Origin of the sequence: Treponema sp. OMZ 855, from assembly GCF_024181145.1 — a bacterium.
Classification (GTDB): domain Bacteria; phylum Spirochaetota; class Spirochaetia; order Treponematales; family Treponemataceae; genus Treponema.
On record NZ_CP051194.1, the window covers coordinates 560,657 to 575,765 of the forward strand.

Genomic DNA, 15,109 nt, shown 5'->3' on the forward strand with positions numbered 1-15,109 from the left:
CTTCCCTGTACATTTTTTACCTACGTGTTTGCAAGGCAAACACGCTGCTGATTAGAACCACCGCCATCCGTGGGCGGTTCTGCATAGCCAGCGCTTTTGAAAATAGACGATGTAGATACAAGGAATACGGTAAAAAAGTACCGCAGGCACGCCCAAAAATGAACATCCCTGTTCATTTTTGGGCTACAAGTTTGCAAGAGCAAACTTGCTTCTGCTTGAAACCACTGCCCTCCTTGGCAGTTTTGATACGTTGAGCGGCGGCATGGATGCCGCTCGTATTAAGCAGAAGCAAGTTTGACACCGGTCAAACTTGTGTTCAGCGAAGTACATGGATGTGCTTCGCTGAACGAGTGACGCAGTAGATGTGCCGTATATTTTCAAAAGTTATAGGAGGGCAATCGTATGCAACACCAACATCGCCGAAATACGTGAGGCCTCTTTTGAAAATTGCTGATATGAGATTGCGGCAGGCTCCCCCGCATTGTCGGAAATACAGCGCAATATCACAAAGGGGACAGCGTTCATTACGCAGGTTTGAGCAACCGCAGCGCCTTCCATTTCGACACAGTCGGCATGAAACGTCGAGATAATTTCTTGCTTTACCGCGGGGTTTACAATAAAATGGTCTCCCGAAGCGATGCGTCCGGCAATCATGCTGTCGGTATTTGCAAAATCTTCCGTATGGTCATTTTTCAGCTGTGTAAAGGTTTTCATGAAAGCGGCGCGCAGACCGTCGTCAGCCTTCCAAAACGGAGAGGGGGTTCCGGCGATCTGTCCTTTTGCATAGCCGAAAACCGACACATCCACATCATGCTGTACTGCATCGATCGAGACCACCAAATCGAATACATGCAGCGAATCGTTTAAGCCTCCGGCAGTACCGGTGTTGATAATCACTTCCGCGTGAAATTCCGAAATCAACACTTGCGTACAAATTGCTGCATTCACTTTACCGATGCCGCCGCATACGCTGATAACCGTATGCTTACCATAGCCCGCTTCATAAAACGCGAGTCTGGCTCTTTCGATTTTCCGTCCTTGCAGACTGTGCTGGATATTTTCTATCTCTTGCTGTTCCGCCGCAAAAATCCCTATTCTCATCTCTCTTCCTTCTGGGGAAGCGCATCAGACATTTTTACGAATATCCCCGCGGAATAATGAGGCTGTTCAACCAGAGTTGCCAAGGATGGCAGTGGTTCCCTACAGCAGCGATGTTTTGTGCATGCACAAAACTCGCCTTCAACTGTTGTACACGGATGTACAACAGTTGAAGAAGGTTCAAATGGTCTCACAGCCTCATTATTCCGCGATTTTTATCTATCGGTCTGATGCGCTTCCCCTTCTTCATAATATAACCTGCACAAAATTTTTTCAAAATTTTGTGCAAAAGGAAAGCAACCGCTTAACTTTCGGGACGGTTGCTCTGATTTTTATCCTCTCACTCGTTAGAATTCTTCGACGGTTCCGTTTGAGCGGCTTAAAAAGACGCGCGGAGGTTTTTGGGTAAAAAATCCGTTTTCGATAATGCCCGGTATGGCATTCAGTTCACTTTCCAATTTAGCAGGATTGATTTTTGTATTGGCCGGCCATTTTATATCCATGATGAAGTTTCCGTTGTCGGTGATAACCGGCCCTTTTTTCCGGATTCCATCGCGGATAATCATTGAGACTCCGTAAGATTCAAGTTTTTTCATAATGCTGAGCCGTGCTTCCGGTACAATCTCAATGGGGAGCGGAAAATTGACGCCCAATGTTTTGACGCTCTTTGTTTCATCGCCGATAACAACGAACAGTTCGCTGTTATACGCGATAATTTTTTCACGCAGCAATGCCGCTCCGCCGCCTTTGATAAGATTTTTTTTGGAATCGATTTCATCTGCACCGTCAATTGTTAAGTCCAGCGAACCGTTGATTCGTCCCGAACTGAGGGAAAAAATCGGAATGTTGAATTCTTCACACGCTATCGATGTCTGAAAACTGGTGGGAACGGCGGCGATATTTTTTAGCTTCCCTTTTGCAATATATTCGGCCAAACGCTTTACGGCAGGCATTGCGGTAGAGCCGGTTCCAAGACCGATCTTCATACCGGAATGGATGAGCCCTTCGGAAACCAATTTATCGATAGCGGTATGGGCTACCAATACCTTCTGATCTTCAACACTGATAGTATTACTCATAGGAACCTCCTGTAAATAGTTCAAATTGTTTATAAGCTTGATACCGAAGCATATCGTATCCGTTGCAAATATCACAGCCGGCAGCTTCGGCTCGTTTTAAAAGTGCGGTTTTTTCGGGAGTATAGATAACGTCAAATACCTTTTCGGAGCCTGAGAAACTGTAAAATTCAAGCGGATCTTCATTTTCATGCATACCGACGGAGGTTGCTTGTATGATAACGTCGGAATATTTTTTAAGTGTACGGACGGAAGCCAAGTCCGACACCGCCCACCGGAAGTTATACCGCCCTGCCAGCTGTTTCGCCTTTTCTGCAGAACGGCCGAAGATACAGGCTTTTCCATGCAGCAGATGTACGGCATTGGCAACTGCATGAGCCGCTCCGCCGGTACCGATAATCGCGATATGTTTAAACCTAAGACTCCGAACGTGTAAAAATGCTTGCAAAGCCCGCGAAAACCCATCGATATCGGTATTAAAGCCCCGCCGTTTACCGCCGTCAAATAGTACCGTATTCACTGCGCCGCATGCCGTTGAAGCAGGCCCGATCGAATCCAAAAAAGGAATAATATCGAATTTAAATGGATGGGTAACCGAGAGTCCTGCTATTCCGGTGTAATCGGCAAATGCAATAACTTCCTTGCTGTCTACAGCGGAAATCGGGATATAGACGGCGTTGATTCCTTTTCGTTCAAAGCCTTTATTGTGAATAGCCGGGCTGAGGCTCCTTGTCGTATCTGTACCGACAACCCCGTATATGCTCGTTGCGCTGTTTATTGTGCGGAAGTGATATAGCTCGTTGAGCGTAATAGGATCGATGAATTCCCGTTCCAAATGATGCTGTGCAATATATTCCCGCGGCATAGTATATACAATTGAAGAATGCAGCTTCGACGCTAAAATACGGGATGGGATACCGTATTTGCCCATCGCAATCAGTATATTCTGTCCGTTAAACTGCGGGGCATGTTTGAAAAGCGCCGTTACATCCGCAAGGTTATCGGCCTTATATGCAATTTTTACAATCTCTTCATCCGTCCGCCGAATATCCCGTATTTTAGCGGCAATATCCTTGATCGGTGCTTTGATGCTGTGGACGCTGCGTATGATGCCGATATTAAAAGCTTGTGCCGCTTCTTCCAAACTCGATGCCTGCACATCGGATTCCAGGTCGAGAAATGCAAAATTATTCAGCGGTTCGGTATCCGCAAAGGAGAGCCCGCGTGCAAACAGGGTAATACGGGATCCTTCTCCGCCTTTGAATGCTCCGCCATCCAAAAACCTGCGGATGGTTAAAATAGCCGGTATACGGGCAAGCTTCGGAAACCTGCGGATATACAGCAACTCCTGCGGGTCAAGAAAGTCTGCCCGTAGTTCAACGATGTCGATCCATGAACGGTACCGTTCAATTAACTGAATATTTTTGTCGATAGTATTTTCCGTCAATACGAGACATATTTTAGGTACCATGTTAACAGTATAGCACAAAGCGATTTCTTTTGAAAATATGCATACCGTCTACGGCGTTGCTGCACAAAAATAAATGCTCGACGTACAACAAGTACGCCTCCGCTTTATTTTTGTTCGCGCCTTGTATCCGGTATCACTATTTTCAAAAGCGTTGGTTCAAAGATATACGGTGCATCTACTGCGTCTATTTCAAAAGGCTTACGGAGAGTATCTTTTCATCCGTGCCGCTACTGAAAGTCGGTATCGGGAAAATTAAAACTTGCAAACGAGGTGAAAGGGGTATATAATGAGTGTATGATAGCAAGAGTTTCTGCTTCGCAAGAAGATTATTTGGAAGTTATTTATGATTTATCACACGGTACCGAGGCTGTCCGTTCAATTGATATCGCTAATTTATTGATGGTTTCGAGGGCAAGTGTAAATAAACGCCTTGGTCTGTTAAAAGAGGCCGGCTTTGTTGAACATGAACCTTATGGGTTGGTGCGCCTCACCGAAAAAGGCTGTGCCGTTGCAAAAAATGTTCGCGAACGGCATAACACGCTGTATAAGTTCTTAACCGATATATTGGGTGTGGACGCAGAAATCGCTGACCATGAAGCGTGCGAAATGGAACATGCAATCAGTCAGGATACGGCAGATAAGCTTTATGCGTATCTGAATAAGTTGGATAAGGCTCCGACTCCGGAAGATAAGGTCTCTAAAACCCAAAGGGTTCAAAACTCTTACGACCGTCTTATTAAATAGAGGAGAGAGAGATATTAGAACTTTGTGCTATTTCCCTAAAGATAATCTCGTTAATGGTTATTATCAGTTTTAATAATCCCTTATCCTCAAAACGGAGGAACGTATGCGCAAAGTTTTTACCCTTTTAACCGGAATTTTTTTCACTTTTTTATGTACCTCTTGTGAGCAGTTTACCTCGAATATAGATACATATTTGAGTTATTGGGCGGCGGAGGTTTCTGCAACAGGCTATAGCATTGATCAGCTTCAAAAGCCGTACCCAACAAATAAAGACGGTGTTCTGTGTATACCATCAACAAGCGATGTAACGGTTACGATTAACCTGCGTAATCCGAAAAACTTTCAGCTCGTTATGCCTGACTCCTCTTCTTCCTATGCAGGAAAGGTTATCCGCTTTCCGGGGTTTAAGCCGGATGAACAGCCGGGCTATGGTACGGACTACACTTTAACACAAACCGCAAACGATAAACTGGAACTTAAATACAAATCGACCTTTTTGAAAGCGCACGAGTGGGGTAACGGTAACATTAGTCCTGAAATTACCTTCATCACTGATGATCCTCGAGTATTCCGTAGCAAGTTTAGCTTAAATTTAAAAGTTGACACCGCCCCTGCGTTGGAGTACGCCGGAATCGGAAAAACGGCAACGGCTGATTCGGACGGCAATCATTTTTATGTGCTTATATTCCGCGTAAAAGACATGGATAAAATGATAGACAGTCAGAGTGTCCATAAAGACATCAACACAATGAACATTACGGCAGGCGGCGTATCACGTCCTCCTATTACTTTGAACGTAACAGGTTCTGATTTTACACCGGACGGAAACCTTTTAGCGGCAGATGCGGTACAAAAACTTAAACCGACCGATCCCGAACTTCCTACAGGGAACGGGCTTCTCCGCTTAAAGACCGATGTAAAAGTCGGCGGCCCTGAAAAAGCATACGAGGTGTGCATAAAAGACGAACAAGGCTTAAGTTCCGAAGTGATACGGGCAAGCACCCAAAAAAATAAGCTTGCTAATGTGCAATTGTTTGACGGTTCGACCGAAATAACGGGAACATCGGACAGCAATCCAAAAGGAATCCCCGGCATAAAGGGCAAAACATTGACGGCAAAAGCTGCATTCACCGGAACCGCCATAACGGGAACAGTCTATAAGAAAAAGGCCGATGGTACTTGGGAACAGCTAAGCGGAAGCGGCGGAACGGTAAGCGGCACAACAACCGCTGCAGTAAACTTACCGGCACTCGCCGCAAGCGGAACCGAAGCGCTCTACAAAATCAGTCTGAAAGCGCAGTTAAGCGGCTATGATGACAGCGATTCAAAAGATTTTTTTGTTAAATTGTTATGGCAGGAAGTTCCCGTCCTTAAACTGAAGCAGAATTTTAACGACAGCGATCCCTCTTTGCACTGCATCAGTGCAGGTACTAAAGCCTATGTTACGGAAGACATCATTCCCGATGCCGGACAGTATACCGCCGAAAACCCACTGCTTATTTACACCGCCCCCTTCTCAAACTTCAAGCTTGAACTGAGTGCGTCCGCAGGAACTGCGGTAAAGTATAAACTGGGCAGCGGCGCCGAACAGTCGCCATCGGCGCCGGCGGAAATAACGGTAATCGGCGGTACAGTATACCCACTTGAAGTATGGACTGAAAGAGGCGGAATACCAGGGCTGCACACTACCGTATATATTAAGGGGTTTGGCACCCTAAACACCTATAGCGAGCTTAAAAACGTTGTAAAAAACGCTCCCGAGAATGGTACGGGACCGGAGCAGTATGATTATAGCTCCTCCCTGTACATTTTCATCGGTTCCGACCTGGCTGCTTCCGCTGCTGATACCGAAATAGCCGTGACGGGCGGCAAAAAACTGGAACTACTATCGTCGACCACTACCGTCCGCACCTTAAACGCAGGCGGCAACGCGCGCATCTTCAAAGTAAGCGGCAACAACACGGAGCTTGCGCTTGGAGATATAAAGCTTGAAGGAGGCTATGCCGCCGACGGAAAAGGCGGGGCGGTTTATGTCGAAGCCGGAGGAATACTTAAACTGACAGGCAAAACCGTCATTACCCCGTCAATCGCACCTAACGCAAACACGCCGGGCAAAAACGACGTGTATCTTTCAAACGGTGCTTCGATTAAAGTAGACGGTACTTTGACAAGTACAGATCCTATTGTTGCCCGCATTACGCCTGAAACCTACAGCGAAGGTACGCAAGTACTTACGGGCGATATAACATCAGGTACACTGAAAAACTACAAAAGGTTCAGCGTAACACAGCCTGCCGGTTCAACGGATATATGGACAATAAAGAGCGACGGAAGATTGCAAAAGATATCCGCCGTTATAAACGGCTCGGATACACTTGCATGGCAAAAGCTGAAAAATGCCGTGCAGAATTTCCCCAACGGTAGTATTATCACCATCAACGGCGAAATTAAAGCGACAAACGAAGGCACCGCAGGTGTAGATGCCAATTGGGGCGAAATCGTCATCGACAAAAACCTTACGATAAAGGGCAAAACCGGAGCGGGTTCGGACATTCTGAACGCAAACAGTACTACGACCGATCCCAATGCCCCCACAGCGAAACACCGCATCTTTAATGTTGCAAACGGCAAAACGCTCACGCTGGAAAACCTGACGCTGAAAAACGGCAAAAATAACGAAACAGATCCCGGCGGCTCTTCTAATCCCAACGGAAAAGGCGGCGCTATTTATTCGAAAGGTGAGCTTGAAATACGCAATGTACTTATTACGAACTGTGAAGCAAAATATAGCGGCGGAGGCATTTATTGCAACATGTTTGGTACAACTTCTACCGATGAGCGTAAACTGGTAATAGCAAATACGGAGGTTGCGAGCTGTAAAGCCTTAGATACTACTTATGGGCTTGGCGGAGGAGTGTCTATTCAAGGATCGGACTGCCTTATGAATGTGAAGATAACCGATGTCATGATCAAAAACAATGACGCAGGATCTTCTGCAGCAGGGCTTTGTTTGTATGGAAACCATAATGCAACAACAACCGCCGATTCCGTTGTTTTAACGCGTGTTACTCTACATAAAAACAAACTGACCGGCACCAGTGCAGCAGGCGGAGCAGGTATGGTGTTTGCAACATACGGCCCAAACAATGCAATTACTTTAAAAAACTGTACTGTTACCAAAAACGAATCTACAACTATCGGCGGCGGTATATTACTTCGCACTTCGAGTAGTGGCAATGTTTGTGGAAAACTCATACTGGAAAACAGCAGTGTAACCGAAAACAAAGCGCAAAACGGGGGAGGTGTTTATGTAAACTGGTCGAATCTGGTTATGAAAAACACCGATTTTACTTCCAATACGGCAACGGCCGAAGGCGGCGGCGTGTATGTAGCCAAGGGAACATTTGAGATGGAAGGTTCTGCAACCGTTACCCCTTCTGCAGAAGCTCATAAAAACGACGTTTATTTGGCCGCAGATACAACCGCCACTGCAAAGATAAAACTTAACGGGGCTTTGACCGGCACACCCCCCGTAGCGCGCATTACGGTGCCGAACGACAAATACCTGCCGACCACGCAAGTGCTGACTGGCAGCATAACAGCGGGTACATCACCTAATCAAAATTACACCAAGTTTACGGTAACGCCGCAAACATTGAGCGACGGTAAGATACTGTATTGGGAAGTAGATGCCGCCGGTAAGCTGATGGGCATTGTAGACGGCACAAAATACCCGAATTCGGCATGGAAGGCGCTGAAAGATGCGGTTGACAATGCGACAGCAGGCGAAACTATCTTCATAAGGGGAACCGTGCAAGCGACAGCCGATACCTCAACCGTTACCGGCAACTCGGGCGACATCACCATCAACAAAAACCTCACGATAAAAGGCGAAAGCGAGACTTCTATAGGCATACTGGATGCAAACAAAAACACCGGCGGCAAACCGAAGCACCGCATCTTTAAGGTAGAAATCGGCAAAACGCTCACCATCCAAAACCTGACGCTTACCGGCGGAATAGCTGACGGTACGGGAGAAGCAGGCACAGGCGGTGCCATCTACGCAAAGGGTGCAACCGTCAATATAAACGGCTGCACCCTCAAGGGCAACGAGGCAAAGTCAGGCGGTGCAATCTGTGCAGAAAAGGACGGCAGCACCCCGTCCAACGTAACCATCAGCGGGGGTACCATCGGCGGCACGGGAGCTGACGCAAACAAAGCAACCGGTACCGACAGCGACAACGGCTTCGGCGGTGCAGTATTTATAAAAGGTTCAACCGTCAACATAAACGGCTGCACCCTTGAGGGCAACAAAGCAAAGAACGGCGGCGGCGTATACATGGAAGGCGGAAACTGCACGTTAAACGGTTCGCTTAAAAACAATAAAACAACGGAGATTGCTTCCTCTTTCGGCGGCAGTATCTACCTTGAAAACGGCACGCTCACAATGAAAACCGGAGCCGAAATTTCAGGCAGCGAAGCAAGTGTCTCCGGCGGAGGAGTTTATATCAGTGCCCGTGACGGAGGCACCGCTTCATTTACAATGGAAGGCGGAACCATTTCCGGTTGTAAGGTAAGCTCTGCCTACTTTGTCGACGGCGGCGGTGTGTGCGTTGAAGTGGCGCATGGCAGCACCGGCACGGCAAACTTTATAATGAAAGGCGGCAGCATTACCGGCTGTAAAGTAGAATCGGGGGGATTCACCGGTTCTCCATTCGGCGGTGGTGTATGCGTAAAAAACCGAGCAACATTTGATATGACAGGCGGCAGCATTACCGGCTGTAAAGCGGAAATTAACCACAATGCAGGCACCCCAGAGTCTCGAGGCGGCGGCGTGTACATGGAGAACTCAACGTTTAATATGAGCGGCAGCAGCAGCATTACCGGCTGTACTGCGGAAAGTTCCGATTCTGATATTAGCGGATCCCCGTCCTTTTATGGCGGCGGCGTGTATGCAGCCGGCTCGACCGCAACATTTACAATGAAAGACAGCGCCGTTATCACACCGTCCTCAGAAGTACCCTCGGGCATGAAGAGATTCAACGATGTGTATTTAAACTCCGATGCAAAGATAACCGTTGCAGGCTCCTTAACCCCGCCGGGCGGCATCGCTGCCCGCATTACGCCTGCCGCCTACAATACGACCACACAAGTGCTTACAGCCGGCACGGGCGTAACCCTTGCGAACGAGACATATAAGTTTGCCGTAACGCCGAAAATCGTAAGCGGCACCCCGCAGCCGTGGACGGTCGGCGGAAACGGCTGTCTCAAACAGGGCAGATATACGGAAGTACCATACGGTAAGTTGGCAGCCTTCCTTGCCAATGCTTCGTCAACCGAAGTAAATTATATCGAAGTAACCGGTATAACCGCATCGGACTTAAAGGGTACATACGCATCACCCCCGAATCCAGGACCACTCGGAGCTCTGCTAAACAATAACTCCTCTAAAAAAGTTGCGCTTAAACTGCCTAACAGTATTTCAGGTCTTACCGATATGAGCGCTTGTTTTTCTCAGTGTGAAAACCTTGTCTCTTTGGAAAACTTTCCTTCCGGCGTTACGGATATGCGAGCTTGTTTTTACGGGTGTGAAAATTTAACTACGGTTCCCGCTATTCCTGCAACCGTTACGAGTATGATGGAATGTTTTCGTTACTGTAGAAGTTTAACTACAGTTCCCAATATTCCTTCAGGGGTTTATGATATGACAAGATGTTTTCAATACTGTGAAAAATTACAAAGCATAAAAATGAATTGCCCTTACGGCGTCAATTTTAACGGCGCTTTTAGCGGCTGCGACGCCTTGCCGAACGGGGGAATAAAGGTGCCTTTGCTCCAGCTTGCAATCTATAAGAATAATGCGGGCACTATGGGAACAACGAAGGAGAAGTTTTCGGCTATAACACCTTAATTAAACGGGTAAAAGCGATGGATAATCGGTAATTAACGCAACCGAAGGTTGGGCAGTTGTACAGGGATGTACAACTGCCCAACAGCGTCCCCTACGCCTTGGCGGTGAAATTCCCTATTAACATCATCAACTAAAAAGGCGTCTCTTACAAAAATAATTATCAACAGTACTGCTTCGGAACAGGCGGAAGTAGAAGCTCTTTGCTAATTAATTTTCCATTTTCCGTGCTGCTGAGAAAAACGCTGAGCAGGCATGGAAATAACTCGTCCGTCTTCGCCCGCAAGCGCAATAATACCGGTAATCAGATTTATTTCGCTGATGCGGAAGAGCGTATTATCGTAGTAGAGGCTGGTACCGATTGAGGGCAGCTTTTTTCGAGTTTCCACATACCAATCATACTCATACGACAGGCAACAGAGCAGACGTCCGCATTGCCCCGAAATTTTGAGTGAATTTAACGACAGGTTTTGTTCCTTTGCCATCTTGATAGATACCGGTCTCAGCTTGTCGGTTACGGCATGGCAGCAAAACGGCCGGCCGCAGCAACCGATACCGCCTGCTATTCTCGATTCATCGCGGACACCGATTTGCCGAAGCTCAATACGGAGACGCAGAATGGCAACTAAGTCTTTAACCAGCTTACGAAAATCGATACGGGTGTCTGCCGTAAAAAAGAAGATAACTTTAGGATCTTCGAGTAAGTAGTGACAGTTAATCAGCTTCATATCCAGCTTGTGGGCGATAACCTTTTCTTTAAAAAGAGCGCTTGCCGTTTTCTCTTTTTCGATATTTTCTTCCGCACGGCGAAAGTCTTCCTCCGTTGCTTTCCGACTGACGGTAACGATATCCTTAATTGCTACTCTGATCGGATGCTGTACCAAACCCATTACACGAGCCATGTCGTCTCCGTAACGTGTGGGACTAATGACATAATCTCCGCTTTGCAGATTTAATTCCGTCGTTGTTGCATAAAAAGTCTCTTGTGAATATTCGAGCTTTAACTGATAGAGCGGTTGAGGGAAAGCACCTTCTTGTATAGGTTCTTCCGCTTGTGGTTCATCATTATCTTCCAAAGCGCTTAAATCATCTATTTCTTCGTATTCGGTATATGTTTCTACAAATTCAATATCCATTTCTGACTCCTATTATGTAATCAAATCTATAATTAGGCCGTATATTTCCTCTAACCGTTCAAGAATAAAAAGTTGGCTTTTTTGGTCGCAGAGTAACTCACCTGCAAATTTGTCAAGCTTTTCATTGATAATAACAATTTGGGTAAAAGAACGCGGTCTTAAATGATTGGTCTTATCACGCCGTAAATGAGTCCGTGTTGTAACCGTATATGCTTCACGTGCGACATAGCTGATAAAGTTTTTAACAGCCTGCTTGTACTGCAAAATCGTTTCAGGATTTTGGCGTGTCCGTAATGTATCCCCTGCAGACCGTACTTCATCTTGCAATAGAGCGACCGCTTCTTCCGGCGGTAATTTGCTCAGCTGCTCGATTATATCGGCTTCATTTCCCGGCTGAGTTTGGGGTAAGACGCTTCTCAGCATCTCTTTAAATTTATTCAGTTTTTTTTTGTCTTTTTCGGATTGTGCCGTTGGGGGGTGTAAGGACGGTTGAACGGTTACTCCCACTGCATAATTTGAACTTTCTATTTGATTTCCCATTTTTCTCCTCTATTTTGAGTAAGAAAAAGTGGAGGAGTGGAGTGCTTGCCGGTTCGAATATTTCTTTTCCGCTTCCTCAAAACCGGTTTGATCGCCGGTAGCAGAGCAGAATCCGTGTAGAATGACATCATCATCAACCCGCAACTTTTTTGTTAGAACCGATCCGATAACCATACCCGATGAAAGAATGACAACATAATCCGGCGCAATAATATCGCCTTGTACAATTCCTCCGACGCTAACCGAAGCTGCCCTAATATTTCCCCGTATCCGGGCGTCTTCTCCAATAATGACACGTCCTTGAGTCTGCACATTACCATCGATATCACCGTCTATCCGTAAAAATCCGGAAACCGTTACGTTTCCCGATATCAGTGCTCCCGGTCCTATAATGGTATTGACCGAAATGTCATCGATAAAGTTTTTTTTTGCCATAGCTATTGCTTTGTATTGGAAGCTTTGATATTAAGATATTTAATCGGGTCTACAACATCGGAACCGATATGTACTTCATAATGTAAGTGCGGCCCGGTCGAAATACCGGTTGTTCCGATATATCCGATGGTTTGTCCCTGCTGTACATACTCGCCTCTGGTAACGCGGTAAGACTGCATATGTGCATAGCGGGTGTAGAAACCGTGTTTATGCTTAATAATGATATAATTTCCCCAACCGGGGTCGAACTCTACGGTAACAACCTGTCCGTCGGCAGTCGCCACGATCGGGTCTCCCGAACGATAAGTTGAAAGGTCGATACCTTTATGAATATACCACTGACCGGTAAAAGGATGCCGGTTTTGACCGAACGCCATCGAAATATGCCCGATGCCGCCTTTAATCGGCCAGAGACTCGGAATATCGGAAAAGAGAGTCGTCTGCATATTAAGGAGTTTTCCCATTTCCTGTACCGGTAAAACGGCATCGTTAAGGTATGAAGTCAGTTGCTGCAACTCCGCCGCTTCTTTTAGAGAGCCTTCCGCAACCTCATGCATATTAAATAGAAAGGATAAGTCGCCGTTTGCCGTTTGTCCTGCCGGTGCAGCGGTCTTTAAACCGAGGGAAGAAAACGTTGAGGTAAGCGCTGTTTGAAAATTCCGCGCCGTTTTTAAAAGCTCATTTGTTTCATCCCGTAATACATCCAGGCTTGCCTGTGCTTTACGGGCTTCCTCTTTGGTAGCGGAAAGATCTTGTACCGATGCCGCTGTTTTGTGTGCAAACCAAAAGAATGAAGAGAAAAAGCCGATAGCAATAATCAGTGTAAAAAGTAAGCTAAAAATACTGGTTTGAAAGTTTAATACTTTTTTCTGCGAATGGGGTACGATCATAATGGTCAGTTTTTTCTGACCGCCGGCAATGATACGCTGAAAAAAATGCAAAACCGCTTCAGCTGCTTTCCTTATCTTTTTTGAGATATATCGTACAATATTGTTTTCAGTTTTCTTATATCCTCGTGTTCGAGACACTTTCTTAACCCTCTTTCTTCTTTATATAATACTAATAGTTTAGTATATCAATTAACGCCCCACCTGTCCAGCATTCGCATTCATGGAAAACGTAGCAGAATAATGGAGACCGTAATTTTTGAAACCGATCTTTTCGTTAGCCTTTTGAAAATAGCGGTGGTAGATACCTCATCAACAAATGTACATCCGTGGACATTTGTTGATGGCGAGTTTTGCTCACGCAAAACATCGCTGTTGTGTGAATGCCCCGCCCTCCTTGGCGGTATTGACGCAGTAGATGCCCCGCTATTTTCAAAAGGAATCAGTATGTGTCCTCCATTTGGATAAATTCGGCGCGGACTTTGGCGAGCCGTTCCAATTCCCGTGTTATTGTGCGTTCATAGTTGAGTTTTTTTTGTGCGATCCGCTCCCGTTCATCCTCCCAATACTGTAGGTCGGTTAAGAAAAGAAACTGAAACTTCCGCACATTTGCCTTTTCCGCCCAAAGCGTTGCTTCTTTCCAATAAAACAAGGCGGTATTATAACAATCTTCGGCCATTTTTAAGCTTTCGATGTTTTGCTCTTTCCACGGCGCATTATAAAAATATGCGACCTGCTTATCATACTTCATACCGAGCCGGAGGTGCTGTTCTACCATTTTCAGGTTTAAGTGCATCATAAACAGGTACCGGTATTTTTCCCAGTCCGTTTTATCGTTGATCTTTCCCAATGCATACAGAGGATTGCAAAAATCCGCATTAATTGCCTTTTCCAGCCAATAAATGTTCTCGAGCGTATCATCGGGATACTGCTTGTAATGAATATGATAGAGCTTATAATACTGCTCTTTATACGTTACAAAGTACGCAGGCAGTAACGCCGTTTGTGCGAATGAGAAAAAAAGTAACACTGCGGATAAGCAAAAACGCCTTTTCATCTCTCATACTATCGGCAGATTGCAGACGATACTCCATATCTTTTCGTGAATTTCTGTTATCGATTGAGCAGCGTCGATACGGATAATCCGCATATCCGGTGCCGTTTCCGCATAATACCGGAGAATAACCTGATATTCGTCCGCAACTTTTTGCTGAAACGTCTCTTTTTCGTATATTTCCCGCGGGATATTCCGTTTTTCGATTCGCTCCATCGCAGTTTTCGCCGGCAGGTCAAAGAAAAACAGGTATTCGGGGAGCGGAAACGGTGCATTGATTGCCCCTGCCAGTTCTTTTCCGGCAGCCAAACCTTGGTAGGCAAGGCTGGAAAACAAATAGCGGTCGGAAAAAACTGCTTTTCCTGCTTTAAGCTGGGCTAAAATACCTTCTTTACCATATATATGCTCACAACGATCCGCTCCGAAAAGGTAGGCTATCGTTTGGGCATCGAAGTCTACTGTACCCGAAAGCGCCTCGCGGATTAACTTCCCAATGGAACCATCGGTGGGTTCACAAGTAAACAGTACGGCATCTTGCCGCCCGCGGGAAGCAAACGCTTCCTGTAACAACCGTATCTGGCTCGTCGTCCCCGTCCCGTCAAGCCCCTCAAACACAACAAAATTTTTCAAAATCATCTATAGTTTTTCCTTTTTGTGCGAAATTTTATCCAAAATTTTGCACATTTTTCTACAGAAAGGCAATCGTATCAGACAAAAAATAACCTTTCCGTTAGCCTTTTGAAAATAGATGGTGTAGATA

11 protein-coding genes are annotated in these 15,109 nt (G+C 46.0%); 2 read left to right on the forward strand and 9 right to left on the reverse strand.

The genetic code is table 11. The features are described 5' to 3' along the window. Nucleotides 1-384: 384 nt before the first annotated feature. The 3 genes from E4N65_RS02665 to E4N65_RS02675 all read right to left on the reverse strand — a co-directional run bounded on the left by E4N65_RS02665 (nt 385) and on the right by E4N65_RS02675 (nt 3,645). A complete protein-coding gene (locus tag E4N65_RS02665) occupies nt 385-1,101 on the reverse strand; it encodes a 5'-methylthioadenosine/adenosylhomocysteine nucleosidase (protein ID WP_253673956.1) in 717 nt (238 codons plus the stop codon). A gap of 344 nt (nt 1,102-1,445) precedes the next feature. After that, nucleotides 1,446-2,177 (reverse strand): ribose-5-phosphate isomerase RpiA, encoded by a 732-nt coding sequence (gene rpiA, locus E4N65_RS02670; RefSeq protein ID WP_044013536.1) that lies wholly within the window; start codon nt 2,175-2,177, stop codon nt 1,446-1,448. Next, entirely contained in the window at nt 2,170-3,645 is a 1,476-nt protein-coding gene (locus tag E4N65_RS02675) for a type I 3-dehydroquinate dehydratase (RefSeq protein ID WP_044013533.1), read from the reverse strand. Before E4N65_RS02675 ends, rpiA begins: the two co-directional genes overlap by 8 nt. Nucleotides 3,646-3,939: 294 nt before the next feature. On the opposite strand from E4N65_RS02675, the gene E4N65_RS02680 reads away from it, so the two are divergent. Both E4N65_RS02680 and E4N65_RS02685 read left to right on the forward strand, forming a co-directional pair. After that, a complete protein-coding gene (locus tag E4N65_RS02680; RefSeq protein ID WP_044013531.1) occupies nt 3,940-4,389 on the forward strand; it encodes a metal-dependent transcriptional regulator in 450 nt (149 codons plus the stop codon). Between the two features lie 103 nt (nt 4,390-4,492). Further along, nucleotides 4,493-10,300, forward strand: a complete 5,808-nt coding sequence (locus E4N65_RS02685; protein ID WP_253673957.1) for a leucine-rich repeat protein — start codon at nt 4,493-4,495, stop codon at nt 10,298-10,300. Between the two features lie 203 nt (nt 10,301-10,503). On the opposite strand, the gene E4N65_RS02690 is transcribed toward E4N65_RS02685, so the two are convergent. The 6 genes from E4N65_RS02690 to tmk all read right to left on the reverse strand — a co-directional run bounded on the left by E4N65_RS02690 (nt 10,504) and on the right by tmk (nt 14,985). Then, complete coding sequence (locus E4N65_RS02690; protein WP_253673958.1) at nt 10,504-11,433, reverse strand: PSP1 domain-containing protein; 930 nt, start codon at nt 11,431-11,433, stop codon at nt 10,504-10,506. A 12-nt stretch (nt 11,434-11,445) separates the two neighbouring features. Beyond that, nucleotides 11,446-11,973: a YaaR family protein gene (locus E4N65_RS02695; RefSeq protein WP_253673959.1), complete on the reverse strand. Its 528-nt coding sequence runs from the start codon at nt 11,971-11,973 to the stop codon at nt 11,446-11,448. Nucleotides 11,974-11,982: 9 nt separating this feature from the next. Beyond that, on the reverse strand, nt 11,983-12,408 hold the full coding sequence (locus tag E4N65_RS02700) for a bactofilin family protein (RefSeq protein ID WP_044013527.1): 426 nt from the start codon (nt 12,406-12,408) through the stop codon (nt 11,983-11,985). Nucleotides 12,409-12,410: 2 nt separating this feature from the next. Continuing rightward, nucleotides 12,411-13,436, reverse strand: a complete 1,026-nt coding sequence (locus E4N65_RS02705; RefSeq protein WP_253673960.1) for a M23 family metallopeptidase — start codon at nt 13,434-13,436, stop codon at nt 12,411-12,413. A 301-nt stretch (nt 13,437-13,737) separates the two neighbouring features. Beyond that, nucleotides 13,738-14,352, reverse strand: a complete 615-nt coding sequence (locus E4N65_RS02710) for a hypothetical protein (protein ID WP_253673961.1) — start codon at nt 14,350-14,352, stop codon at nt 13,738-13,740. Nucleotides 14,353-14,355: 3 nt separating this feature from the next. Further along, entirely contained in the window at nt 14,356-14,985 is a 630-nt protein-coding gene (tmk, locus tag E4N65_RS02715) for a dTMP kinase (RefSeq protein ID WP_253673962.1), read from the reverse strand. Nucleotides 14,986-15,109: the final 124 nt, after the last annotated feature.

Excerpts from the sequence above, each read along its gene's own strand:
- rpiA (WP_044013536.1), bottom strand. The coding sequence starts at position 2,177 with ATGAGTAATACTATCAGTGTTGAAGATCAGAAGGTATTGGTAGCCCAT.
- E4N65_RS02675 (WP_044013533.1), bottom strand. The coding sequence starts at position 3,645 with ATGGTACCTAAAATATGTCTCGTATTGACGGAAAATACTATCGACAAA.
- E4N65_RS02665 (WP_253673956.1), bottom strand. The coding sequence starts at position 1,101 with ATGAGAATAGGGATTTTTGCGGCGGAACAGCAAGAGATAGAAAATATC.
- E4N65_RS02690 (WP_253673958.1), bottom strand. The coding sequence starts at position 11,433 with ATGGATATTGAATTTGTAGAAACATATACCGAATACGAAGAAATAGAT.
- E4N65_RS02695 (WP_253673959.1), bottom strand. The coding sequence starts at position 11,973 with ATGGGAAATCAAATAGAAAGTTCAAATTATGCAGTGGGAGTAACCGTT.
- tmk (WP_253673962.1), bottom strand. The coding sequence starts at position 14,985 with ATGATTTTGAAAAATTTTGTTGTGTTTGAGGGGCTTGACGGGACGGGG.
- E4N65_RS02710 (WP_253673961.1), bottom strand. The coding sequence starts at position 14,352 with ATGAAAAGGCGTTTTTGCTTATCCGCAGTGTTACTTTTTTTCTCATTC.
- E4N65_RS02680 (WP_044013531.1), top strand. The coding sequence starts at position 3,940 with ATGATAGCAAGAGTTTCTGCTTCGCAAGAAGATTATTTGGAAGTTATT.
- E4N65_RS02700 (WP_044013527.1), bottom strand. The coding sequence starts at position 12,408 with ATGGCAAAAAAAAACTTTATCGATGACATTTCGGTCAATACCATTATA.
- E4N65_RS02685 (WP_253673957.1), top strand. The coding sequence starts at position 4,493 with ATGCGCAAAGTTTTTACCCTTTTAACCGGAATTTTTTTCACTTTTTTA.